At 62.6% G+C, this 22,678-nt stretch carries 21 protein-coding genes; 2 read left to right on the forward strand and 19 right to left on the reverse strand.

What is annotated here, in order from left to right; genetic code table 11:
- Positions 1-62: 62 nt before the first annotated feature.
- The 11 genes from traA to Thiowin_RS03175 form a co-directional block, all read right to left on the reverse strand.
- A complete protein-coding gene (gene traA, locus Thiowin_RS03125) occupies positions 63-419 on the reverse strand; it encodes a TraA family conjugative transfer protein (protein ID WP_328986285.1) in 357 nt (118 codons plus the stop codon).
- A 35-nt stretch (positions 420-454) separates the two neighbouring features.
- Positions 455-943, reverse strand: a complete 489-nt coding sequence (locus Thiowin_RS03130) for a TraV family lipoprotein (protein WP_328986286.1) — start codon at positions 941-943, stop codon at positions 455-457.
- The gene (locus Thiowin_RS03135) at positions 940-1,149 is read right to left on the reverse strand and encodes a conjugal transfer protein TraV (RefSeq protein ID WP_328986287.1); all 210 of its coding nucleotides are present in this window, start codon (positions 1,147-1,149) and stop codon (positions 940-942) included. The genes Thiowin_RS03130 and Thiowin_RS03135 overlap by 4 nt, the downstream gene beginning before the upstream one ends.
- Positions 1,146-1,583, reverse strand: a complete 438-nt coding sequence (locus tag Thiowin_RS03140) for a thioredoxin domain-containing protein (protein WP_328986288.1) — start codon at positions 1,581-1,583, stop codon at positions 1,146-1,148. Before Thiowin_RS03140 ends, Thiowin_RS03135 begins: the two co-directional genes overlap by 4 nt.
- 66 nt (positions 1,584-1,649) lie before the next feature.
- Positions 1,650-1,868, reverse strand: coding sequence for a hypothetical protein (locus Thiowin_RS03145; RefSeq protein ID WP_328986289.1), 219 nt, complete (start codon positions 1,866-1,868; stop codon positions 1,650-1,652).
- Positions 1,869-2,731: 863 nt separating this feature from the next.
- The gene (locus tag Thiowin_RS03150) at positions 2,732-5,434 is read right to left on the reverse strand and encodes an ATP-binding domain-containing protein (RefSeq protein WP_328986290.1); all 2,703 of its coding nucleotides are present in this window, start codon (positions 5,432-5,434) and stop codon (positions 2,732-2,734) included.
- 152 nt (positions 5,435-5,586) lie between these two features.
- Positions 5,587-5,976: a hypothetical protein gene (locus Thiowin_RS03155; RefSeq protein ID WP_328986291.1), complete on the reverse strand. Its 390-nt coding sequence runs from the start codon at positions 5,974-5,976 to the stop codon at positions 5,587-5,589.
- Positions 5,977-6,734: 758 nt separating this feature from the next.
- A complete protein-coding gene (gene recD, locus Thiowin_RS03160; protein ID WP_328986292.1) occupies positions 6,735-8,639 on the reverse strand; it encodes an exodeoxyribonuclease V subunit alpha in 1,905 nt (634 codons plus the stop codon).
- Positions 8,636-12,295: an exodeoxyribonuclease V subunit beta gene (gene recB / locus Thiowin_RS03165; protein ID WP_328986293.1), complete on the reverse strand. Its 3,660-nt coding sequence runs from the start codon at positions 12,293-12,295 to the stop codon at positions 8,636-8,638. The genes recD and recB overlap by 4 nt, the downstream gene beginning before the upstream one ends.
- Positions 12,292-15,540 carry an exodeoxyribonuclease V subunit gamma gene (gene recC / locus Thiowin_RS03170; RefSeq protein WP_328986294.1) on the reverse strand — a complete coding sequence of 1,083 codons (3,249 nt, stop codon included), beginning with the start codon at positions 15,538-15,540 and terminating at the stop codon, positions 12,292-12,294. Before recC ends, recB begins: the two co-directional genes overlap by 4 nt.
- 77 nt (positions 15,541-15,617) lie before the next feature.
- Positions 15,618-16,634 (reverse strand): helix-turn-helix transcriptional regulator, encoded by a 1,017-nt coding sequence (locus Thiowin_RS03175; protein WP_328986295.1) that lies wholly within the window; start codon positions 16,632-16,634, stop codon positions 15,618-15,620.
- A gap of 241 nt (positions 16,635-16,875) precedes the next feature.
- Between Thiowin_RS03175 and Thiowin_RS03180 the strand changes: the two genes are divergently transcribed.
- Positions 16,876-17,124 carry a type II toxin-antitoxin system ParD family antitoxin gene (locus Thiowin_RS03180; RefSeq protein WP_408034152.1) on the forward strand — a complete coding sequence of 83 codons (249 nt, stop codon included), beginning with the start codon at positions 16,876-16,878 and terminating at the stop codon, positions 17,122-17,124.
- 165 nt (positions 17,125-17,289) lie between these two features.
- Complete coding sequence (locus tag Thiowin_RS25165; protein ID WP_408034153.1) at positions 17,290-17,412, forward strand: type II toxin-antitoxin system RelE/ParE family toxin; 123 nt, start codon at positions 17,290-17,292, stop codon at positions 17,410-17,412.
- Positions 17,413-17,552: 140 nt separating this feature from the next.
- Here the strand turns inward: Thiowin_RS25165 and Thiowin_RS03190 are convergent, their stop codons facing one another.
- The 8 genes from Thiowin_RS03190 to Thiowin_RS03220 all read right to left on the reverse strand — a co-directional run bounded on the left by Thiowin_RS03190 (position 17,553) and on the right by Thiowin_RS03220 (position 22,673).
- Positions 17,553-17,807 carry a ParE family toxin-like protein gene (locus Thiowin_RS03190; RefSeq protein ID WP_328986296.1) on the reverse strand — a complete coding sequence of 85 codons (255 nt, stop codon included), beginning with the start codon at positions 17,805-17,807 and terminating at the stop codon, positions 17,553-17,555.
- On the reverse strand, positions 17,807-18,007 hold the full coding sequence (locus Thiowin_RS03195) for a hypothetical protein (protein ID WP_328986297.1): 201 nt from the start codon (positions 18,005-18,007) through the stop codon (positions 17,807-17,809). Before Thiowin_RS03195 ends, Thiowin_RS03190 begins: the two co-directional genes overlap by 1 nt.
- 325 nt (positions 18,008-18,332) lie before the next feature.
- Positions 18,333-18,455 (reverse strand): hypothetical protein, encoded by a 123-nt coding sequence (locus tag Thiowin_RS25170; RefSeq protein WP_408034154.1) that lies wholly within the window; start codon positions 18,453-18,455, stop codon positions 18,333-18,335.
- Positions 18,419-19,525 (reverse strand): DUF4214 domain-containing protein, encoded by a 1,107-nt coding sequence (locus tag Thiowin_RS03200; RefSeq protein WP_328986298.1) that lies wholly within the window; start codon positions 19,523-19,525, stop codon positions 18,419-18,421. The genes Thiowin_RS25170 and Thiowin_RS03200 overlap by 37 nt, the downstream gene beginning before the upstream one ends.
- A gap of 547 nt (positions 19,526-20,072) precedes the next feature.
- Entirely contained in the window at positions 20,073-20,369 is a 297-nt protein-coding gene (locus Thiowin_RS03205) for a type II toxin-antitoxin system RelE/ParE family toxin (protein ID WP_328986299.1), read from the reverse strand.
- On the reverse strand, positions 20,363-20,542 hold the full coding sequence (locus tag Thiowin_RS03210; RefSeq protein ID WP_328986300.1) for a hypothetical protein: 180 nt from the start codon (positions 20,540-20,542) through the stop codon (positions 20,363-20,365). The genes Thiowin_RS03205 and Thiowin_RS03210 overlap by 7 nt, the downstream gene beginning before the upstream one ends.
- 119 nt (positions 20,543-20,661) lie before the next feature.
- On the reverse strand, positions 20,662-21,276 hold the full coding sequence (gene prfH, locus Thiowin_RS03215) for a peptide chain release factor H (protein WP_328986301.1): 615 nt from the start codon (positions 21,274-21,276) through the stop codon (positions 20,662-20,664).
- Entirely contained in the window at positions 21,273-22,673 is a 1,401-nt protein-coding gene (locus Thiowin_RS03220; RefSeq protein WP_328986302.1) for an RNA ligase RtcB family protein, read from the reverse strand. The genes prfH and Thiowin_RS03220 overlap by 4 nt, the downstream gene beginning before the upstream one ends.
- Positions 22,674-22,678 lie beyond the last annotated feature (5 nt).

The following is a 22,678-nucleotide window of genomic DNA, read 5'->3' on the forward strand; positions in this document are numbered from 1 at the left end:
TTTCCCGCCCAGGCTCGGCACGCCTTGGTCCTCACAAGGGCCGGTCAGTCAGCACGCGATGCTCAGACGATGGGCAAGGTGGCGGAGACCACCGCATCGACGATGTCGGGAGCCATGAACAGGCCCAGCCCGGCGGCAATGCCGATGGCGAAGGACATGATCGACTGGCGCGCGACACCGGCGATCAGCCCGACGATGATGAAGGACACCGCGATGATCCGGCCGAGCAGACCGGTCATCCAGCCGATCAGCATGTCGTAGGTGGCCTGGAACTCGGTGCCGCCGGCGCCGGCCAGCGCGGTGTCCGGTAACAAGAGCACCAGCAGCGGCGCGCCGAGCAGAGCGGCGTGCAGCAGTGGGCGCGAAGACATGGATGGGGTGGCGATTTCAGGATGGGATTGGGTTGGTGCGGTGGTCATCAGTGACTCCTTCGTTTGTAGGGTTAGGGGTTGGCTCAGGGTTTGCGCGAGGGTTCGGGACGCGAGACCTGGCGCGGTTCGATCTGCAGGGGTGTCAGGACGGTGCTTGTCGCTGTCTCGGTGGCCGAGGCCAATTGCCAGCGGCGTGGCACCACTTCGGTGAAGACGTGGCTGGCGCCATGCAGGTTGCCGGCGCTGTCCTCCCAGGGGGCGATCCAGATGCGCAGGACTTGCGCCGGGCCGCGGGTCGGGGTTGGGGTGGATTCGGCGGCGATTTTGCTGGCGGTTGACTGCTCTGCGTTTGCGGCTGCTGGTTCGTTGTCTGGCAGCTTGTTCGCGGCGCGCCCGGGCGCGCGTTCCGAGCCGGCGGTGTGTGAGCGGGTGTCGAGCACCACGCCCTGCCCCGCGACGATGACCGGCGCGGAGGCATCGGAAGGACGCGGCGACGGGGTGATGCAGCCGGACAGCGCGGCAGCGGACACCAAAACCAGAGCGACATGACGGGATTGACGGACACGGATCATCGGGCGTTCTCCTGTTGCAAGCGGCGCTCAGCCGGTGGTGGGCCATCGCCGTCGGTCAGGGCATAAATCTCGGCGGTGGACAGACACAAGGGACGGCTCGGCAGACCCTCGCAGGAATAGCGTTTGGCACCGAGGCCGCCGGCACAGCCGGTCAGTGCGAGGGTCGGGACGAGCAAGAGGGCCAAAGCAGGGGTCCGGATGCTCATGGCTGCTCTCCGGCCAGCCAGGCGCTGAGGTTTTCTGGTAGTCCGCGCTGGATGCGCCCATCTGGCGCAATCAGCGTCGGGACCGAATCGATTCCCAACAGCCGCGCGGTGATCAGCGCCCGGACTAGGGGTTGGGTGTCACAGTCGGACGTGGGTCGGGGTAGCTCGGACCAGGATTGCTCAAGCAGCGCGGATTGGGCGGCTTGCGGGGATGGCGCGCAGAGCAAGCGCCGCGCGGCCTGGGCTGAATCCGCACCGCCGAGTGGCAACGGGATGACATGGGCGGGAGTCTCGGTCTGCGCGAGACGCTCGAGCAGCTCCTGGCAGGCCGGGCACAGTGGATCGATGAAGACCCAGACGCGCTTAGTGTCGGCTTGCTGGTCGCCGAGGTTGATGGCGCCCAGATCCGCTGGATCAAGCCCGAGCCGATCCAAATCGACCCGGCTGGCCAGTGCCTGCGCCTGGCGGACGGATGTCAGTTGCTCGCCATGCCACAGGTCTCAGGCATCGCCGGTGAAGGCATAGCGCCCGTTGGCGCTGATAAAGGCGACCCGGTCCTGCAGTTGCAGCATCTGCACACCGCTGCCGGGTAACTGGATCGACGCCTCCAGCGGGGCTGAGAGATCGGCGAGATCAGGCGGAAGAGGAAGGGTGGCAATCGCCGCCGGTCCGCTCAGGGCCAGCAGGCAAGGGAGACTCGAACGAAGAAATTGGCGCATCGGAAACCTGCATCAGTCGGGTTGCTGTGGGAACACAGCTTGCCCGGATGCAGGCGTCTGAAGCGACAGTGAAATCTCGGGAAAATCGGGGTGATTCTGGGTTGATCATGCAGGACGCATGCGGGGTTTTTGGGCAGGCAACTGTCGTCTTTGACTGCGTCGTGCTTAACATGGCCGGCATAGGAGATTGGACTTGATTCTGCCTCTTCCTTGAAGTTGTCCCTTTACAACTACTCAGAATGCGCTCTGTTGTCACCTCAGTACCGTACCGCAAGGTCTTCATCCACAGTCGTATTTGTCTCAGCGGTGCGGTCGGATGTATGTCTGCAGCCGTCCAAGAAGATGCCGTGCGCCTTCGCCTGTCATTGGCGGCATTGGAAGCGAAACCAGGCATCGATTCGCCGACCAACCACCTCGCGGGCTTTTTCTGGCTCAATCAACCTGCAGCGGCAAAACTTACGCACACTTTTAGCCGATATCAGCAAGATCTTCACCAGTCGGCCAAGTCGCGGAATGAAAGCGCAGTGCGACTGAGTGGCTCAAGAACCCGGCCGATGACGCAGCAGTGGCATAGGGCGTGAAGATTGAAAGCCGAGCCGAACTGGTTTACAAAAGCCACCGATCTAATGCGTGTCTGGGCGCTGGCGAAACTGGTCTATCACAAATGCGGCTCAATGGCGCGTGTTTGAATTCGGAGAACCGTACTTGGAGTTCACTGCTCTTGATCCCCCTGATCTCAATCGGGCCAGTGTAAGCGCTTGGGCAGCGGTGGTTTGACGCTATTGACCAGACGGGCCGCAGCCTCGTTGACGATGTCTTGCAGGCGGTTACTTGTCGCTTGATGGAATGCCATTGGCGGTTCTCTATGCAATCGTGCCGAGAGTTCGCCAGTCCCGGCCGAAGCGCGGCCGAAGTTCCTCGATCGCGGGCGGCAGCAACCCATCGCAGGTCACCCCTAGGTATGTCGCCGCGCGCGTGGTGCCCACGTAGAGATACTTGTCGAAGAGGTCCGGGTGCAGGTCCGCAAGCCGGTCGATGCCGATGAAGAAGACGGCCTCGAACTCGAGCCCCTTGATGTGCCGGACGTCGAAGACGCGGATATTGCTTTCCTGGCCGACCGTCTGGCCCTCGTGACAGGCGACGACCTGGATGTTGTCCTCGGCCAGGGCGGCGTCGAGGGCCGCAGCAACGGCTGCGACTTCGGCCTCGGTGTTGACGAAGATGGCGATGGACGGCAGTCGCCGGACGAACTGCTCGATCTCGCGGATGCGCCCGGCCAGCCAGGCGATCGTCGATGCCCCGGTGGCCGCTTCCAGCAGGGCCGGCGCCACCCCTTCGCTGTCCACATGCTCCGGCAGCGTGGCCAGCTGCTCGCTGCCGCCGGTGACCTGGATCATGGCGCGGGCCAGCTCGTTGAGCTGCCGGCTCTGGCGATAGGACACCGTGACCTCCTTGACCTCGACATCGGGGAAGACCCACTTCAGGTCGTCGATGGAGCGCGTACCCCAGGTGGTGAGGCGCTGGTTGAAGTCGCCGCAGGCGAAGAACGAGCGGAGCGTAGGGTGCCCGAGGCCGCCCATGCAGGCGAGCTGGAGCGGGGAGAAGTCCGTGGCCTCATCCACCAGGACCTGGTGCCGCCGGAGGTCCAGGAAGGGCTTCAGCGACGACCAGACCGGGTCCTCGATGTTGCGCTGGATACCGGCTCTGTCGAGCAACTCGCCACCGGAGCGCAGCAGGGCGAGGAGGATCAGGTCCAGCTCCAGCGGATGGATGTCCCTGGCCTCGAACCGTGCCTTGGCGTACCACCGCTCCTCGCTTTGCCGCAGCCGCCGGAATGCCCGGTAGCGCTTGGGGATGCCGTCGATGTAGCGCTTGGCCGGGTTGACGAAGCGTCGCACGCTGGACTGGATCAGCAGGCTTGCCCCCACGGTCTCGCGATCCGCGTCGGACAGGGTGCGATCGCCGATCCAGTGGATGATCCTGGCGTTGCGGGACGCCTTGTTCAGCTTGCGCCTGGCGGCCGCTGACCGCGCCTGGGCTCGGAGGGCGCGCTCGTAGGCCCGGACGGCGGCGTGACGGCCGGTCTGCGGCCCGGTGTCATCGTCTTCGTCCTCGGCGTCGGGATCGTCCGGGTCGTCGGCATCGGCCGCCAGGGTCTCCTGGAGCGTGTCGATGAACTTCGCCAACTCGTCGAGGAAATCCTTTTTGCGATTGACCTGCAGCGTCAAGGTCCGTCGGATCTTCTCGTCCGTGTCCTTCTTGAGGCCCGCCACCAGCGTCTGGACCCTTGGGACCTCTGCGGCCAGGGCGCTGAAGGTGGTCGCCAGCGTCTCGGCGCCGGCCGTCTTCAGGGGCTTCGACAGGCGCTCGCCGAGGGCCACGGCGTCGGCAGAGGTCGAGGCGGCAAGGGCAGCGGACGCGTCCCGCAGCTCCTGAAGATAGGCGCCGCGCTGCCAGGCATCGAAGTCTTGGTACCACGGAATCGGCTGTTGCAGCGCTTGGGGACCCAGGCTCTCGAGGTCTTCCTTGAGCACGAAGATACCGCCGCCTGCGCCGGTCCGGAGGACGCCGAAGGTCTGGCGGGCGAGTTCCCGGCGGAAGTTGTCCCAGGTCCTGATGCGCTGGTCCGATGCGGCAACGCCCTCGCGGGCGAAGGCCTCCTTGAGATACTGCTTGAGGAGCTCCGTCGGCGTGAACATCAGCCAGCTGTCGGCATGGGCGACTCCGCCGGCGGCGCTCAGCTGCTCGACCAGTTGCCTCTCGTCTTCGTCGAGGAAGGTCGTGTCGAGCTTCTGGCCGAGGCGCCGGATCAGCGTCGTCGTCTTGCCGGTGCCGGGGGGGCCTAGGATCATCAGGCGATTGGCAAGGGACAGGCGGAAGATCTCGTCCTGGTACTGGTCGAGCACCGGCTGGTCGCGGAGCCCCATCTTGGTGATGACGGTTCGGCGCACGCCTTCGACGACGTTCGCCTTTAGGGCTTCCTCGGCCAGCAGTCGCTCCAACAGGTCGGCGCTTACGTCTTCGCCGGCGAGCTCGGTCAGCAGCGCCTGGAGCGATTCGATCGTCACCGGTCCGATGCGCTCGGCCTCGAAGACGGTGTTCTGCGAATCCCAATTTCCGGCTGTGGCGGTGGGCCGCAGCTGGGAGCGCTCCAGCACATAGAGCTCGCGACCGTTGGGAAGCCGGAACTCTTCGCCGATGGGGAGCGCAGCCAGGCGTCCGATCGGCGCCCGGTAGCTGATCACGCCGATGTCCACCATACCTTGGTCGGCACGGCAGAAATAGTATGTGTGTCGTTGCCCCGACTCGTCCTCGGCCACGACCCGCGCAATCGCGGGCTCTTGCGCGAGTATGCTGTAGCTTGAACGATTTTCCCCGTCGATACGTTGCAAGTGTCCGAGTGTCGCACCAGAGGTGAGCGTGTTGATGCCGGCCAAGGCGGCAGGCGTCAAACCAAGTGGCTCGTTGAGCTTGGCTCTCGCCACCGACGCCGTCTTCTCGAACTGCTTCAGGACCTCTTCCGCGATTGCCTTGATGTGATCCTGTGAATCCACTGCCACTTCCATTTCAGTTGCCCCCCTTCGGATGCGTCGCTAATGACTAAAGATGCTTCCATCTCCGCGCGCAGGCCGGACTGCGCCTGGATGTCGCGCATTTGCTTGATCAGCTGATCGATGGCTGCTTCGGAGGTCATGGTTGCCGGCACGGATAGAGTCTTTCAGAGCTTGACCGGAGCACCCTCGGCTTCCTTGGCCTGTTCTCTCTCGACCCGTTTCCGCAGGCGGTCCTGACCCTGGCGCTGAAGGGACTGTTTCAGTTCCACCAAAGTGTTGTTGATGTCGTAATCGGGCGCCAACAGCCTTTTGAGCCCACCGAAGTCGTCCGTGGCCCAGAACCCTAGACCGTCCAGCCGGTCCAGGGCGTTGCCGCGCTCTTCGTGGGTCAGCTCCTGCCACTCCCAGGTGCGCTGGAGGTCTCCGGTACCGTCTTTCAGCCGCTGTTTTTCCGCCTCAGAGAGTCTGAGGACCGACTCGCGGATCCGGGCTTTGACGTGCGTGCACTGTGAGCTGAAGTTGGCGCCATCGCCGCAGAAGTCTTCCTGGGACAAGCGTTCGCCGAGGAGGCCGGTGTCCGGCAGCTCGGCAGTCTCGGTGCGATTGGTCTGAAGCTGACGTATCGTGGCGTCGAGTCAATTTTCCAGTGCTCGCTTGACCCCCAGCGCTCGCTACATAATGTCATCGATGATACACGTCTAAGCATTTTGAAGCCTATGAGGTGTCGGCGATGTGCTGCTTGAGACTAACGACATGGCCAAGGATATGGGAAGGAAATCCAAGCCACACTGAGAAGTTGGCACGAATACTATTTGTTGCATGGTATCGGTGGTTGGGAGCAAGGTCAACGGATTAAATGCACCGGATCGACCATCGTGAAGGGTGCAGGACTCACTTAGTCGGGGATTCTGAGCGAATTTAGGGCGCGGGCGGGCGGACTCCAGACGAACGCTGGTGTCACATATTTGTGTATCTTGAAAGGCGCGGCTACCGAGCCAGGCTTTGTTCGAACTCGAGTTCCGGGACGGGCCGGGTGAACTTATCGCCGTCCAAGGCCACATTCAACTAACGCAACACCAAGAATCTGCGTGCGGCCCGAGCTGTTGCTCCGGCACACCAAATTGGAAAGCACGGTTCGCTGCCTTGGCATTGACGTCGACGATGCTCCTGGGATCGCTGAGCCTATCGAAGCGTGAGCGCTTCAGCCGGAGGCATCTGCCCGCCCACCAGCCGAACCTGTGGGCCTGGTTATTGGTCTGATTTGGGTTCAAGGTCTGAACGAAGGTTTGCCGCTGATCGTGCCCGACAATCATCACTGCCACAGCGCATCCAAGAGTCCGGTCGTCCGTTCGACCCGTCGGCCACAGGCGGAAACAATGTCACTGGGCTTGGCCATGACCGAAACCTCCTTCCTGGCCCGGGTAATGCCGGTGTAGAGCAGCTCGCGCGTGAGCAAGGGGCTGTCGGTCTCGGGCATCACCAGCAGAACCTTCTCGAACTCGCTGCCCTGGCTTTTGTGGATGGTCATGGCGAAGACGGTCTCGTGTGCCGGCAGGCGGGCTGGCAGGAGGCGGCGCACGCCTTCAGGGCTCTGCAGCCAAAACCGCAGCGCACCTTCGGCGTCTGGATCGGTGAGGATGATGCCGACGTCGCCGTTGTAGAGATGCTGACCATGGTCGTTGGCGGTGATCATCAGCGGCAGACCGGGGTAGAAGCTGCCGCCGCGCTGAATGGCGCCGACAGACTCTAGCGTATCAGCCGCCAGAGTGTTGAGCCGGTTGACGCCATAGGGGCCTTCGCGCACGGCGGTGAGGATGCGGAAGCGGTTGAGTGCCTTTAATGCGCTTGAAGCATCGGCGGCATCGATGGCGTCACGAAAGATGGGTGCGAGTTGGTCGCGAATGACCTCTTTGAGCGGCTCTAGCCCCCGCTCGAGGCGTCTGACGTCGGGATAGGCCAGATCGTCCAATACCTCGGCGGCGCGCTTGCCGTCGCCTGCATTGACCGCCGCCGCCAAGTCGCCGATGCCGCTCGCGGCGTCAAAGCGCCAACTCTTACGCAGATCGACGATGTGGTCAGCCAATCCGCCGCGCTGTGCCGACGGGCTGGGGGAGGAGCTGGGCGACGAGCTGCGCGACCGGTCGGTCTCGGGAATATGGCACCCCAGTGCAGTGAGCGCATCCAGCTGCTCCACTGAGTAGCCCAGCCGCGCGCCGCGTCCGCAGATGTCGCCCAGCACCATGCCGGCGGCGACGGAGGAGAGTTGATGGCGATCGCCGAGCAGAATCAGGCGCGCGCCTGGCGCAAGGGCGGCCACCGTGCGGCTCATCAGGGACAGATCCACCATGGACGCTTCATCGACCACCAGGACATCCAGGCGCAACGGGTTGTCCGGGCCGCGGCTGGGCAAGGCCCGCCCCGGCCGATAGCCGAGCAGCCGGTGCAAGGTGACGGCTTCCTCGGGAATGGCCGCGCGGATGTCAGACGTGATGTCGAGTTTGCCTTTCTCGGCGGCAACGGATTCGCTCAGACGCGCGGCCGCCTTTCCGGTGGGCGCGGCCAGTCCGATCCGCAGCGGGCCTTCGTCCGACTGCTCTTGTAGCAGGGCCAGGACGGAGGCGACCGTGCGGGTCTTGCCCGTCCCCGGCCCACCGGAAATCACCGCCACGGGTCTCAGCACCGCCACGGCCGCGGCCAGGCGCTGCCAGTCGACCTCACCGCTCGCCGACGGTGGAAACAGCCGATCGAGTCCCGCGCGCAGGCGCTGGCGGTTGACGTCTCCGCGCCAGTGTCCGATGCGCGCGCGCAGCGCCCTCGCCAGCTGGTCCTCGAGCGACCAGAAGCGGGCCAGGTATAGCCGTCCGGCGTCGTCGAGAATCAGCGGCTTGCGCTCGGCGGGACGACCGATGAGTGGTGCCGCCCGCAGCGACGCGAGCCAGTCCTTGAGTGGCGGAGCGGAGAATTCCGAATTGCCCTTGATCACCTCCCCGGCCCGCTCGCCGTCTTCGCCGAGCGCTCGCCCGGCGTAATCCGACAGCGCCAGACACACATCGCCCTGACCGGCGCGATAACTCGCCAGCGCCGTGGCCAGCAGAACCTGGGGATCAGGCGGGGAATCCGCGGATGCCCAGATCCGGTTCAACTGCTCGGCGAATTGCAGGTCGAAGTTCCGAATCGCTCCCAAGGCGACGGCACGCTGCAACAGGTGCGAACTCATGCTGCCTCCTTCTGGTCGGACCTGAACAACTGGTCGAGGCGTTCGATAACGGCAAGCGGTGGCCGATCCGACCAGACGCCAGCGCTGGAGCCCTGCTCCGGATGCATCCCGCGCAGGAACAGATAGCGCACGCCGCCGAAGTGCGTCTCGTAGTGGTAGCCCGGCAGGCGTTGGCGCAGGTAGCGATGCAGGGCCAGGGTGTAGAGCAGATATTGCAGGTCGTAGCGATGCGCGCGGATGGCCTGGGCCATGCCCTCTTGGCGATAGGCGGCAAAGGTGCGCCCGAGCCGATTGGATTTATAGTCGACCAGGTAATAGCGCGCGTCGTGGCGGAACACTAGATCGATGAAGCCGCGCAGCAACCCGCGCATCTCAGCGAAGGTCAGTCCATCGGCGATGCCGGCATAACGCGCGTCGCCAGACAGCGCGGTGGCCAAGGCCGGCGGGCTCAGCAGCGACACCGGCAGATGAAACTCAAGCTCGTCGAGCCGGTCGGCACGGGCGATAGCGCGCAGGCAAGGCTCGCCGGCTTCGTCCAGTGGCGTGTCCAGCACGCGTTCCACCAGGGTAGCCAATCCCTGCTGCCAGTTCTGGCCTTGGTCGCCTTGAAGCTGGGCCAGGGGACCGAAACGCGCGCTGAGTCGGGCAATCAGCGCCAACAGCTGATCGCGCCCAGCCGCCTGAAAATCGAGCAGCTCAAACAGCTGATGCACCAGCTCGCCGAAGCGGGTGCCAGCGGGCAGATCGAAGACCGGATCTGGCGGCGCGCTTTGGTCATCGATCAGTGCATCGGCGTCCGCCGCCGGGGTGGGCGCGGCCACGGCATCGTGATCCGGCTGCTCGGGGTCGCGCCCGGCGATCAGCCCGGAGTAGCTGGTGACGCGCCAACGGCTTGCCGCCTCCAGGGGCCGGGTCAATGACGCTGGCGCCAGCGAACTGGACGCATTCGCGCGACCTTGCCAGTGGTGTCCGGCATCCTCCTCCACCTCGCCAATCAGGATGCCATCCGGCGCGCCCGCGGCCAGGCGCTCGAGATCGGCTCGAATGCCGGCGTCGTCCAGCTGCTTGAGGCGGTTCTTGGGCTCGAGCGCGCTCGAGGACGCGTCCTGATGCAGCAAATAGGCCAGCCCCGAGCCTTCCGCGCCATTGACCTTGCCCCAGCCCAGGATGCAGAGCTTGGCCGCGCGGGTGACGCCGACGTAGAACAGGCGCAACTGCTCGGCCAACTGCTCCACCCTGGCCAGCGCGCGATGGGTGTCGATCTCTGGCGAGCCCAGGTCCAGCAGCAGATCCCCCTTGTCGCGGTCATGGAACAAGGGCGGTGGCTTGCGTTTGTTGTCCCCCTGGTAATAGGACCAGGGAAAGGGCATCAGCACCACGGGAAACTCCAGTCCCTTGGATTTGTGCAGGGTCATCACGGTCACTAGGCCGTGATCGCTCTCCAGTCGCAGCTGATCGTCCTCCGCGCCGCCGCGGGTTTCGGCGCCGCCGGCCCGCTGCCCGCGAAACCAAGTCAGCAGCGCGGGCAGGCCGCGATGCTCGCGCGCGGCGACTTGCAGCAATTCGGCCAGTTGCAGGACGTTGGTCATGCGCCGCTCGCCATCGGGGCGCGCCAGCAGCCGCCGGGGAACGGCTTCCCCGTCCAGTAGCGCCTGGAAGGCGACCATGAAGCCGCGTGTTTCCCACAGCTCCCGATAACGCAGAAAGCGCGCCGTCACCGCCTCCCAGTCGCGCTCCTGTTCGGCGAGCCTGGCCAGGGTGGGGGCATCGACGCCCAGCAGGCCGGTGGCCAGGGCCGCGCGCAGCAGCGGCTCGTCGCCCGGGGTGGCGATGGCCTCGAGCACCAGCCCCATGGCCTCGGCGTCCTCGGAGTCGTAGACCGAGTCCTCGCTCAGGCTGACACTGCCGACGCCACGCTCGCGCAGCGCCTCCTGCACCAGCTCGCCCTCCGCGCGCGAGCGCACCAGCACGGCAATGTCGGCCGAGGTCAGCGCGCGATCACCCAGGGTCGCCTGGCCCGCATCCGCCAAGGTAAGCAGTTCGGCGACGCGTTCGGCACAATAGGCCGCGAGCGCCGCTTTGGCGGCCACGGCGCGAATGCAGCCCTTGGGGTTTTTTGACGCATTTTGTTCGGTGACCCGCAGATGGCGAATCTCCAGCGGGATGGGCTCGGTGCCGCGGATGCACAGCGGTTCCTTGTCCGCGCGCGGGCTGGGATCAATCTCCTCGTAGCTGATGTCGGGGTCGAACAGGAAGGGGTTCTCCGCCGCCTGGAACAGCCGGTTGAAGGCGCCGACCAGGCGGCTGCTCGAGCGCCAATTGGTCGCGAGGGTAAAACGCGCGGTTTCGGGCGTCTGCCGCTTGGCGCGCATGTAGGCGAAGATATCGGCGCCGCGAAAACCGTAAATGGCCTGCTTGGGGTCGCCGCACAGCAGCAAGCAGGCATCCTGCCGGCCGCCATGAATCGCCTGAAAGATGCGCGCCTGCGCCGGGTCCGTGTCCTGGAACTCATCGACCAGGGCGACCGGCAGTCGGGTGCGAATCCGTTCGGCGAAAGCGACACCACCCGGGCTTGCAAGCGCGCGATCGAGACGGCTCAGGAGATCGTCGAAGAACATCGCGCGCAGCTGGCCCTTCTCGCGCTCCATGGCGGCGCGAATGCTCTCGCGGGCGCGGCGCAAGAAGAGTGCGCGCGGCAGTGTTGCCAGCTGAGCATGCAGGTTCTGGATCTGCTCGCACAGGTCGAAGATCAGGTGCTGGGGTATCTCGGCTTCGGGCTTGGTCTTCTCGGCGATCATGGTTGAGGTCAGCCGCTCGAAGGAAGTCGGCAGGCTTGTCGGCAGCTCCTTGAGCCTTGCTACCTCGTCGCCGGCTTCGAGGGCTGCCTGGCGAACATTGCGATTGTATGACCGGTGATTGATCACGCTGCCATCCTCGAGAATCGCGGCCACCTCTTCTTTCCCCGCATGCCAGGCGTGCCCAAACTGCTCCAACAGCTCCAACAACTCGGCACGCGTGCTCTCGAGCGATTCCTCGGTGACATCCGGCAGCAGCCTCAAATCCTCGCTCGCCAGGGTGCGGTCGAGGTCTCCTAGCAGCCGGTCTGGCCCTTCCGACCAGTGCGCGGCAATCCATTCCACATCCTCGGGGGAAGCGGTCGCCACCCGGGCGCGCCAATAGTCTGCCGCGCCCTGGCGCCGCAGCGGTCGGTCATCGGTCATGAACTCGGCTGAGAAGGTGATGCCGGACTCGAAGGCAAAGGCCTCCAGCGTGCGCTTGCAAAACCCATGGATGGTATGAATCGCGGCCTCGTCCATGCGCGCGAGTTGATCGACCAGAAACCGCGTGGCCTCGGCCGGGTCGCTGACCGCGCCGAGCAATGCATGCAGCACCGGGTCTTTGTAGGCAAGCGGACCGAGGTCGGGCTGCGCCAGCCAGGACAGCGCCTCGCCGATGCGCGCGCGCACCCGCTCTTTAAGCTCCTGCGTGGCCGCCTCGGTGAAGGTCACCACCAGGATTTGATCGACGCTATGACCCGCCTCGATCAGCAGCCTCAGATACAGGGTGGCGATGGTGAAGGTCTTGCCGGTTCCGGCGCTGGCCTCCACCAGCACGGTGCCATGAAGCGGCAAGGTCAAGGGGTCCGCCTGTTTCATGATGACTTCCGCTCCTCGCCGGCCTTGATCTGCCGCGACACCTCAGCGATGGGCTGGTAGATGCGCAACGCCAGCGCCTTGAAGGGATCGGCCAGGGCATCCTGACCGCGAAAGGCCATGCGCACCGCCAGTTCTTGGCTCTCGCCCGCGGCGTAATAGCCCCCGTCCCAACTGTTGGCAACGGCCTCGTCGGTTTGTTGGTCGCACCAGGCAAAGCTGGTGGCCGGGAAGAAGGGCACCGGTCGGCTGAGGCCTTCCCAATAGAGCGCGAGTAGATCGGCCAGCTGATCCACGGGATCTTGCACGGCATCCAGCATCAGGGTGACATCCTCGGCGACATAGGCAGTAGAGGCTTTGACGCCCGCCGGCGCGGCGGCGCACAGCACCAGATGGCGCACCCAGGCATTCAAGCGATCCTTGGGCTTAAGCTTGGCCGGGCGTGTCAACACCAGGCCGGCCGTGGTCAGCGGGTGCAGCTCGCCAACCAAGCGGAACTCGCCGATCTCCAAGTCCACATCCACTGGGTCGAGCGGCTCGCCGAGCAAAGGCGTCCGACGCGCGATCAGGTCATCGACCAGCGCCAGTTCCTGCCGGGTTTGCTGCGCGCCAAAGGTGCCGTGCGGCAAGACGCCCGCGGCGCGCAGCGTCGCGAGGATGTCGTCATCCCCAAACCCGGCTTGGCGGCTATCCAGCAGCGCCGTGCGCAGGCCGTAGCGCGCGAGACCGGTGCCGACAATGAAAGGCTCGTCATCGGATGGCGCGTCCTCCGAGCGCGGCAGGCGCAGACCGATGCGCTTGCGCAGAAAATGGCCGGAGGGGTCGCGCAGGAAGCCCAGCAGATCATGCAGCTCGACCTCCCTTGGGGATGGCCTTGGGGATAGATCGGGGGCCGCCAAGGGCTCCTCGATGAAGGGCGCGAGGCGGCTATCTTCCAGGGCTCGCGCCGCCTCGCACCAGCGCGTGGAGTAACTCGCCACCGCCGGCCGGACGCCGTCGAAATGCGCCGGGCTGAAGGGCTGCAAGGGATGATGCACCACCAGGCGGTCGCGGGGCGTTTCGGCCCCTTCGATGCGGAAGGCGGCGTCGATATAGTCGAGCACTTCGTCGACCACGACGCTGCACGCGCGCGGGCTGTTATCGCGCGGACCATGCGCGGCCCAGCTGATGTGCACCGCATCGCGCGCGGCGAGCAGGCATTCGAGAAACAAATAACGGTCGTCGCGCCGGCGTGAGCGGTCGCCGCGCCGCGGCTCGGTGGCAATGCGATCGAACGACAACGGGCGCTGCGCGCGTGGAAAGGCATCGGCCTCCATTCCCAGGATCGCGACCACCCGGTGCGGGATGGAGCGCATGGGCACCATGTTGGTGAAGGTCACGCGTCCGGTCAGAAAACCATAGGCCCCGCCGGGCTCGTCCAGTGCTTGGCGAATGAGCGCGCCCACCAGGTCGCTGCTGATGGGCTCCTCGACGCCGGCCAGCCGCTGCTGGGTCAGCGTCTGTTCCATGGTGGCGCGCACGGCATCGAGCAGCGCGAGTTCGGCGTCCTCCTCGGCGTCGAAAAAGGTCTCGAGCAGCGCGTTGATCCTCTGCATCCAGTCCGCGCCGGTGCGCGTGTGCTTGAGCCGATGGCGCCACTGGCTCAGGGCATCGACCAGGCTCTGGAGCGCGCCGAGCACATCGACATCGCCGGCGTCGATATCCGCATAGGGCCGCACGCCTTGGTAGGGTCGGTCCGCCCACTCGGGCGGCATGGCGTAGCCAAGAAACAACCGCGCAAGGCCAAAGGCCCAGGTGTTCAACGCCTCGGCGGGCAGACCCAGCGCGCGGCGGCTGTCCGCGTCCAGGCCCCAACGGATACCGGCATCGTTGATGAACGACGCCAGGCGCTCGCGGCTCGACTCCGTGACTCCGAATCGCCGCTGCAGCGCGGGCACCGCGAGCAACGCCAGCACATCGCTCGCGGTGAGGCGCGATTGGTGCAATCCGAGCAGGGTCTTGATCGCCGCGACCAAGGATTGGCCCGCGCCGGGCTTGCGGTCGGCCAGGGTCCAGGGCAGGCGCAGCGTCGGTTCCGCCGCGCCGAAGACGGCCTCCACATAAGGCGCGTAGAGATCGATATCTGGGGCCATGACGAGGATGTCGCGCGGCTCCAGACCGGGCAGCTTCTCGACCAGATCCAGCAACCGGTCATGCAGCACCTGCACCTCGCGCAGCGGACCATGGGCGCCGTGCACGCGAAACGACAGGTCGTCGGGGCTGATGCTGGTGCGGGTCGTGGCGTCCAGGGAACGGCGGTCGGCCAGATTGAGCAGATCCCGCTGCAGGCAGGCCAGCAGGCTGTCGCCCTCGGGCTCGAGAAAATGCTCGCTGTCCTCGCCACCCAGCTCCAGCAGCTGATCGAGAAACACCTGTCCGGCATGGCCAAGGGAGGCGAGCAGCGGATTGCCGATGTCCAGCATCCCGGTCGGATCGGGCAGAGCAGCCCGCCGCGCCCGCGCCCGGCGGCGCGCCAGCCGGCGCTCGTCCTCGACATCGGCCCAATATTCGCGACAGGGGTTGAGGTAGTAGAGCACCACCTCGGTGTGATCGGCGAGCGCCCCCAGCATGCGCACCTGCACCGGCGCCAGCGCGCCCACGCCGAACAAGCTCACCGTCTTGGGCAAGGGGACAGCAGGCGGCGTACCGGCGGTGATGGCTTGCTCGAACTCCGCCACCAAGCGCGCCCGATGAGCGCTGCCGACGCCTGCCGCGACCGCGCGCCACAGGATGGCTTGCCAATCCTCGGGCGCGGCTCCGCGCTCGAAATCGAGGCAGAGGTCATGGCGATAGACCAGGTATTGATCGAACAGGCTCGCCAATTGCGCGGCCAGCTCGAAGCGGCGCAGGTCGGATAAGTCCGCGTCCAGATAGCGCTTCAAATCGGCAAAGGCCGGTGCGGCGATCATCTCGGGCAAGAGCCGAAACATCCGCCAGGTCAGGGCGCCCTGCTGATAGGCGTCTTGTTCCGGAGCCTCCGGCAGCCAGCTCTTGAGCATCCGCCAGAAAAAGCTCGCCGGCAGCGGGTAGTCGATGTTCGCCGCGATGCCCCGGCGCATCGCCAGCTGCTGCGACACCCAGCGCGCCATGCCCTGATTGGGCACGACAATGACCTCGCGCGCGAAGGGGTCCTGGCCAGCCGCGTGCTCTTGCGTGGCCAGGACATCAATCAGCTGCTCGAGCCGGTTGGAATGATGGACCCGAAGCATGGGCTTGGCCTCCGCTGACTCAACGGATCTGTCGGGACGCATGGCTTGATCGCCGTGCGGCTTGGGTTGGCTGGGGATTAAAGCACATTCGCGTAAAGCGTCGATGCCTTGTTGATCTGCGCGGCCACATTGCGCCGCATCGCATCCGGCGCCACCACCTCCAGATTGTCCCCGGCCGCCAGCAGCCAGCGCAACAGCGCGCCGCTTGAGGGGACAGTCGCGTGCAACCGCAAATCGAAGTCGCTGTCCTCGGGCTCGGGCAGGGTTTGCTGTCCCTCGGCCAAGGGGCAGGCCTCCAACACATCGGTCAGGTAGCCCCGCACGCGCAGCTCCAAGGCGATGGTCTCGCCACAGCCGAAGTCCACCAGACCTTCCGCGATGGCCCGGTCCAGGTCGAACCCCGCGGCCGCGCGAGCCGCGTCCTCGGTCAGCTCGACGCGCACCATCCGATGCAGGGCATAGAACCGCACATGCGCGGGCTCGTTGTTCTTCAGCGCCACCAGGTAGATCACGGGACCGCGCTGCACCAGGGCTTGCGGATGCAAGCGTGGCTTGCGGAGCTGGCCCGTGGCTTTGCGATACTTAACGGACAAGATGCGTTGCTCGGCCACCCCCGTGATCACGGTGCTGAGAATCCGCGGGTGCACCTTGGCCGGAATCAGCCGCTGCTCGGCGGACAGAATCCGCAGGCGCTGATCATTCAGTGCTGGCACCTGGTCGGACACAACCAGCTGGCGCCACAGCGCCTCGAGCCGCCCCTTGGGCACCAGATCGGTCACCGTTTGGTCAATCAGCTGGCGGGTATAGGCGATCACGTTCGGATCATCGTCCCCCGCCTCGGCCCGCCGCCGATAGCGCAACGGCTTGCCACCGGGGTTGACCGCGACGATGCGCTCGTCGCGAATCAGCTCGGTCAGGTCCCGCTGCAGCCGGCGCCGCCGCGCGGCCGCCGAGGCCTCAGTGCCGTATTCATCCTCCAACAGCCGCTCGAGCCGCCCAACATCGACGCAGCGCTGCGGCGCCGTCTGGGGTGGCGAGATTCGAGCGAACAGGGCTTGCAAGCGCTCAATGCGCTCCTGATGGGTCGCACTCATGCCGAAAATTCTCATGGCCAAAGGATGGCATGAGTATAGGACAGAGTTTGACGTGAGTGCTTTGAGCAAAGAGGTGGGGGCTGTACGTTGGCGAAAATCCAGCGGCCAGGTAAGACGAGCTGTCTGGATTTTCGCCCACGCACCTTGACAGTCCATTGAAATCCTTGTTTAACTTCATGCTTACCAATCCGTACAACAGTGGCGGAAAGAATGACAATCCGGATCGACTGATAGAGGTGACATGGTGGCAACAATGAATCTGTCTTTACCGGATACGATGATCGCTTGGATCGATGAATGCTCCCGCTCCGGTCAATACAGCGACGGCAGCGAGTATGTGCGCGAGTTAATTCGGCGCGATCAGGAGCGCACCGCAAAAATTACACGGATGCAAGCGTTGATCGATGAAGCAGGCGCGCGCAGAGAAGGACGGCGTTCCATGCAGGATCTTGAGGCCGAAGCGCTTGCGAGGTTAGCCGCGCCACAGTGAAGCCTTACGTCCTCAGTGAAGCGGCCGAAGAAGACTTGATCCAGATTTACATCGCAGGCGCGACAGAATTCGGTCTCGACCAAGCCAGGCGCTATCACCGAAGGCTGCATCAGGCATGCGAATTTTTTAGCAGAAAACCCTCTTGCCGCGCCAGAGCGGTCAGAGTTGAGTCCTGCGTGCCGCATTCATCCTGCTGGATCACATATCGTAATCTACAGGATTCGCAAGCACGACATTTACATCCTGCGCGTGCGTCATAGGCGAGAGGACTGGACAAATCCTGGTTGATCTTTATTTATTCAGTGCGTCCCCGACTTTTCTGTTAAGCCTATCCCGCTCGAAAAGACGGAAGTACCTTGGTAAGTTTGAATTTCATTCACTTACCTGGAATTAAATTGACCCTGGTACCTTTTATTCTGTTAGGCCAATTAACCATTGATTAATTGATCATATTCTTGGTGAGTTCCTATCCAAACCCAAACGTACCCTTTATCGTCCTCCATAGCCAGCGCACGATGATTGCCTCCAACACGAGCCGACCACAATTTGCCGACCTTTTTGAAACGCAAGGATGGATGGCGTGAGTTTTCTTTTAGTAATTCATAATTCTTTCGTGCGAGTTTCTGCACTTGTTCCGGCAAAGCATAAAAGCAAGCCCAGAATCGCGCAGTAGTTTTGTGCATCAAAGTTGACCAAGCTTTCCTTTTGCTTTTTCTTCTAATGCCTCATCTATAAGAAAATCCAATTTTCCTGCGGCAGAGTCTCTTTCTATTTCCTCGTCCCATGCATCCCAATCATGCTCCGAGAACCATTGCCAGAGTTTCATGTATTCACAATGAGGCAGTGCTTCTATTTCTGTTTTGATTTTATCTAATGTCTGCATAAAAGAGCCTCTTTAAGCCTAACGCCAGCCCCAGCCACCGCGAGCGTAGCGAGTGGTCGGACTGAAGGCCAACTTTAGGCGGTTGATTCGGCGTTGTCTCACTGCCCGAAAACAATTTCATCCAGACCCCTTTTAATTCGACCCCTTTTAATTCAGACCCCTTTTAATTCTAATGAGGGAGGGCTGGTTGTCAGCGCCATGCCTCGGCTATTTAGGCACCACCAAACGAAAGGGGCGGAAACAGATAAGCCGCGACTAAAGGAATGGCAACCTGCTCTCTACTCTACCCTTTGGTTAACGTTTTGAATTCCACCTGCGCTTAGGATCAGAAAAACCAGTCGTCTCCCACCTGATATAGCGTATCCACATAGGTCGCCTGACTGCGATTTTCCGTGCTATCGGCAAAAAAGATTAGAACCTCTTCTCGAGAAAGCCCTTGCTGCGCCATCGCCTCTTCCCACCAAGAAAAACCCGCCGTGTCGGGCTGTCTGCCCAGAAGATATCGTACATTACGGTGAGGAACCTTTGCGACGTCATTATATCGTCGTCGCCATAGCGGTTTGTGAATTCCGACGAATCAAGAAAAGCACCAGCGATTATACCGAGCGACATGCCGTTCGCATGCTGATCGATCCAGAAATTCAAGCCACCTACATCCGGAACTCTCCCTAGACCCGCACCATAGAGCAGCGCGATATTTGTTGCCTCCGACTGCCCGATTTCATTACCTGGATTGCTACCGCCGCTTCTGGTGGGTGCAGCAATGCTCAGGTTATATGATGAAGCGATATTACCTTGTGGATCAACTCTGACGGTATATGTCTCATCAGCATTGACACTGTAGGTTATCGTCTTGCTCTCGCCTCTGCTAGTCGATTCTACGACTTCAATTCCGTTGCTGTCATACAAACGGAAATAAAACTCTCCAGAAGCAGTTAAATTTAATTCCGAAAGGTCGATTGTGACTGTGCCATCCCCTGATGATGTAAAACGGTAGTAGTCATCGTCGCCGATGGTATGACCGGTGACACTAGCTTCGCCATTACTATCAAGGGTTACAAGTTCGGCGGAGCTGATGCCATCTCCGGCATCACCGATATTTACTCCGTTGACGTAGTCGTCGGCATCACGAATGCTAAGGTTATAGTTTGTGGAGGCAAAATCGACTGGATCAACCTTGACAAAAAAGGTCTCGCCAGCATTAAGATTGTATGTTAGGTACGGTCCATAAGAAAAAATACCAAGCTCTTTTTCTAAGTAATCTCCGTTGCTGTCATAAGACCTTAAATAGACAGATGGAAGTGGTATGCTGGAACCGACGAGGCCCTCTAAATCTGTCAGTTCAATTGAGACAGTTCCGCTCCGTTGTGATGTGAAACGGTATGTATCATTATCCCCGGCGATATGACCGGTAATGGTCGCTTCGTTATTACTATCAAGAGTTACCGGTTCGGCGGAGCTGACGCTTTCTCCGGCATCACCGATATTTACTCCGTTGACGTAGTCGTGTGTTGTCATTTTCTTTCACCTACATGTTGGTTTGATACAGAGAGTTTTATCGCCACATCACGGTAGGACGGCCAGTTACCCGGCCGCCCCGTACAGATCACGGCGTGCGGAATTACCGCACCGGGCTCCTCGAAGTGATTCGCTTCGCACGCGGAAACCGTGCAGACTAATCAGAAGCTGTGGAAGATTCGTGGTCGCTCAAGCTTGAACACCTTGATCAGTTCGGCAAAGCCCTTCCAGTTGTAGCTCCGCCGCTGGCTGCTACGATTCATCTCCCGGTAGAGAAATCAAAGGAGAAATTAAAGGGGCCTGGCTCGATTTGTTTTCTATAGATTTAAACCAAACAGGGAACAGACCAACTCAGATTTCATAGACTACTTATTTCGTTAAGGTCCGTATGCCAACAAACTCATTCTGCGCTTGTAATGCACGCGATAGTGGGTGGAGTTGTGTGAGAGCTTAGTAATTTCTGCAGATTGGATCTGGCGTTTTTTATCAACTCTCAAACTCAAAGGCTTGAATCTATTAGCGAACACATCGGTGCAGAGCTTTGGTATCATTGCTTTTCGATATTACCTGCCTTCAAATCGCGACGTTTATGCACCACGGCTAAGACAAATATCCCTTCTTCCTTAATCTTGTAAATAATCCGGTAAGAGTAAAGGGAGAGTTCTCTGACCGTATCCTCATTAAGCTCCGTTACCTTCTTTCCAGCCCTGGGCACCCGTTCCAAAATATCGGTCTTCTCCCGAATATCCTGGACGACCTTTTTTGCATAGAAGCGGGAATCATGAGCGATGAAATCATGGATTGAACGCAAATCTGCCCTGGCCGGTTGCGACCAAACTACCACGATTCGATTTCCCGCTTCAGCTCATCACTGGTGACGATCTGACGCTGTTCCACGGCATCCTGGCCCTTGCGGATTTTGTCCAGCACATAAAGCCGGTACATGATTTCATCCATGTCGGCGTCCTCTGGTAACTGGCCAATGGTGCTGAGTGCTTCCTGTTTTGCGGCTTGCATGGTGAATTTCCGCCGGTAATCGTGTATCAAGAATCGAGGACAGACAATGTTAGGCTTGGCGAGCAGGGGGATTGAGAATGACGCGCTCCTCGATCATGTTCAGCGGCTTCGCTCCCAATTTACCCCACGATAAACCCGCACAGCATTCCCCGCTCAAGCCACGTGTGCTGCCGCCACTTTCTATCTTCCGCCGCGTGCGCTTGTTCATCCGCCCGCTGGCTTAACAATGCCCCCAACCGCGCCAGCGCCAGCCGCCGATTCGTGTGCTGGGAGCGCTCTTTCTGTGCCAGCACGCTGAGTCCGGTCGGCCGATGGGTGATCCGCACGGCGCTCTCTGTGCGATTGACATGCTGGCCGCCGGGGCCGGACGCGCACTGGGTTTCGATGCGCAGGTCGTGCTCGCGCCAAGTATAGACCACCGGTTCCGTGAATGCCAAGATACGGACAAACCAGTTCTTGCGCTTGTGATTTGGGCGATAGGGGCTGGCGCCGATCCATTGGATGGTGCCGAGCCAATCGGCGACGCGCGCCCGAACGTCGGGGCCGCTGACGCGCAGCAGCACCGAGCGCGCGTCGCCGGCGTGCTGGCCGGGGGTGCGGTCGATCTCCTCGACAGCGAGACCGCGGTCGGTCAGCTCGGCGGTCTGACGCGGGGCGAGCTGGCCGACCACCCATTCGCACTCGTCGGGATAGCGACCGGCGGAAAGTTGCAGCCAGAGCCTTGGGGTGCTCATCGCCGGGCCTGTTTGAATTTGCGCTTGGATTTGGGCTCGGAATTTGGCTTGGACTTGCCAGCGCCGCGCGCTTTGCTCGGCCCTTTGATCGCTCCGGCGCGATCAGCACGTCGCACCTTGTAGGTCAGCACCGGTCGCAGGGTGGCGATGATCTGGCAGAGTCCGGCCGCGACCAGGTCGGCGACCACTTGTTCGATGCCTTTATAGGCTTCCGGGGCTTCGTCATAGAGCAGTTCCTTGTCGTCGCAGATGACCTGGCTGTCGAGCGCGGTGGTGCGCAGATCCTCGGGACGCTGGCGGGCGCTAAGACGCGGGCGGGCGTCGCCGCGTTTCCATTTGCGCCCAGCGCCATGGGCGAGGGAGCGCAGACTGGTGTCGGTCGTGGTGCTGGTTTCGTGCCCGGACTGGATCAGGGGCTTGACCAGATAGGACAGGGTGCCGCGCGAGCCGGGGATGACCACGGGGCCGCGATCAGCCGGGGCGGCGCCTTTGCGATGCAGCCGGAGGGTCTCGCCGGCCCAGTCAGTGGGTTCGACCAGGTTGTGCCAGACATCGAGCCGTCGCTCGCCGTCGGCGTTGAGGGCGTCGAGCAGGCGCCGGGCGATGAGCCGACGATTGGCTTCGGCCCAGTGGATGGCTTGGTCGTGCGCCTGGAGGTAGTCGCGCGCGGCGGGGGAATCCGGCGCCAGGCCCTGATGGCCGTGCGCGTCGATCACGGCGCGCAGCTCGGCTTCGCCAAGACCGCGCGAGCCGCTGTGGACTAGGAGCAGGAGATGATCGGAGTCAAGATTCAGCGCGGCGACGGCGTCTGGATCCAATACCTCGGCCAGCGTCTGCAATTCGGCGAAATGATTGCCGCCGCCGATGGTGCCAAGTGAGGCATCGAAATCCGTTGGCACCAAGCCCTGCTCGGCGCGCCAGTGCGCGAGGTCGCCGCTCCAGGGGCCTTCGAGATCGGTCAAGCGCTCGCTGGCGCGGGCGGGCTTGAACTTGCGCATCGCCAGATCGGTCTGCCACAGCCCCATGCCGCAGCCGATGTCGTTGCCGACCAGGGCGGGATAAATCCTGTCCGCCAGAAAAGCCGCGCCAATGGGATAACCCTTGCCGGGGTGCAGGTCGGGCAGACCGACAGCGGCGCGCATGCCGGGCAATGCGGCGGTGTGCTCCAGTTGGCGCAGCGCCTCGCCTTCGATCCAGGTGTCCGGGGAGGCGATGAGGTTGACCTGTGATGTGGCCGGACTTGGATGGCCGTTTTGCCCGTTCATCCGGGCGCGCCGCGCAATTGCCTCGGGGGTCAAGGCGTCTGTGTCTTCGATAGGCAGGGTCGCTTGCGCAAGCGGTCGCTGGCGCGCGCGGACCCGGTCTTCCTCTGTCATGCCGAGCTGTCTGTTACGCATCCGGT

This window comes from Thiorhodovibrio winogradskyi, assembly GCF_036208045.1.
GTDB classification, from domain to species: Bacteria; Pseudomonadota; Gammaproteobacteria; order Chromatiales; family Chromatiaceae; genus Thiorhodovibrio; species Thiorhodovibrio winogradskyi.

What these genes read in the sequence shown, in the direction of transcription:
- traA (WP_328986285.1), bottom strand. Translation starts at nt 419, where the DNA reads ATGACCACCGCACCAACCCAATCCCATCCTGAAATCGCCACCCCATCC.
- Thiowin_RS03130 (WP_328986286.1), bottom strand. Translation starts at nt 943, where the DNA reads ATGATCCGTGTCCGTCAATCCCGTCATGTCGCTCTGGTTTTGGTGTCC.
- Thiowin_RS03135 (WP_328986287.1), bottom strand. Translation starts at nt 1,149, where the DNA reads ATGAGCATCCGGACCCCTGCTTTGGCCCTCTTGCTCGTCCCGACCCTC.
- Thiowin_RS03145 (WP_328986289.1), bottom strand. Translation starts at nt 1,868, where the DNA reads ATGCGCCAATTTCTTCGTTCGAGTCTCCCTTGCCTGCTGGCCCTGAGC.
- Thiowin_RS03150 (WP_328986290.1), bottom strand. Translation starts at nt 5,434, where the DNA reads ATGGAAGTGGCAGTGGATTCACAGGATCACATCAAGGCAATCGCGGAA.
- recD (WP_328986292.1), bottom strand. Translation starts at nt 8,639, where the DNA reads ATGAGTTCGCACCTGTTGCAGCGTGCCGTCGCCTTGGGAGCGATTCGG.
- recB (WP_328986293.1), bottom strand. Translation starts at nt 12,295, where the DNA reads ATGAAACAGGCGGACCCCTTGACCTTGCCGCTTCATGGCACCGTGCTG.
- recC (WP_328986294.1), bottom strand. Translation starts at nt 15,540, where the DNA reads ATGCTTCGGGTCCATCATTCCAACCGGCTCGAGCAGCTGATTGATGTC.
- Thiowin_RS03175 (WP_328986295.1), bottom strand. Translation starts at nt 16,634, where the DNA reads ATGAGTGCGACCCATCAGGAGCGCATTGAGCGCTTGCAAGCCCTGTTC.
- Thiowin_RS03180 (WP_408034152.1), top strand. Translation starts at nt 16,876, where the DNA reads ATGGTGGCAACAATGAATCTGTCTTTACCGGATACGATGATCGCTTGG.
- Thiowin_RS03190 (WP_328986296.1), bottom strand. Translation starts at nt 17,807, where the DNA reads ATGCACAAAACTACTGCGCGATTCTGGGCTTGCTTTTATGCTTTGCCG.
- Thiowin_RS03195 (WP_328986297.1), bottom strand. Translation starts at nt 18,007, where the DNA reads ATGCAGACATTAGATAAAATCAAAACAGAAATAGAAGCACTGCCTCAT.
- Thiowin_RS25170 (WP_408034154.1), bottom strand. Translation starts at nt 18,455, where the DNA reads ATGGCGCAGCAAGGGCTTTCTCGAGAAGAGGTTCTAATCTTTTTTGCC.
- Thiowin_RS03200 (WP_328986298.1), bottom strand. Translation starts at nt 19,525, where the DNA reads ATGACAACACACGACTACGTCAACGGAGTAAATATCGGTGATGCCGGA.
- Thiowin_RS03210 (WP_328986300.1), bottom strand. Translation starts at nt 20,542, where the DNA reads ATGCAAGCCGCAAAACAGGAAGCACTCAGCACCATTGGCCAGTTACCA.
- prfH (WP_328986301.1), bottom strand. Translation starts at nt 21,276, where the DNA reads ATGAGCACCCCAAGGCTCTGGCTGCAACTTTCCGCCGGTCGCTATCCC.
- Thiowin_RS03220 (WP_328986302.1), bottom strand. Translation starts at nt 22,673, where the DNA reads ATGCGTAACAGACAGCTCGGCATGACAGAGGAAGACCGGGTCCGCGCG.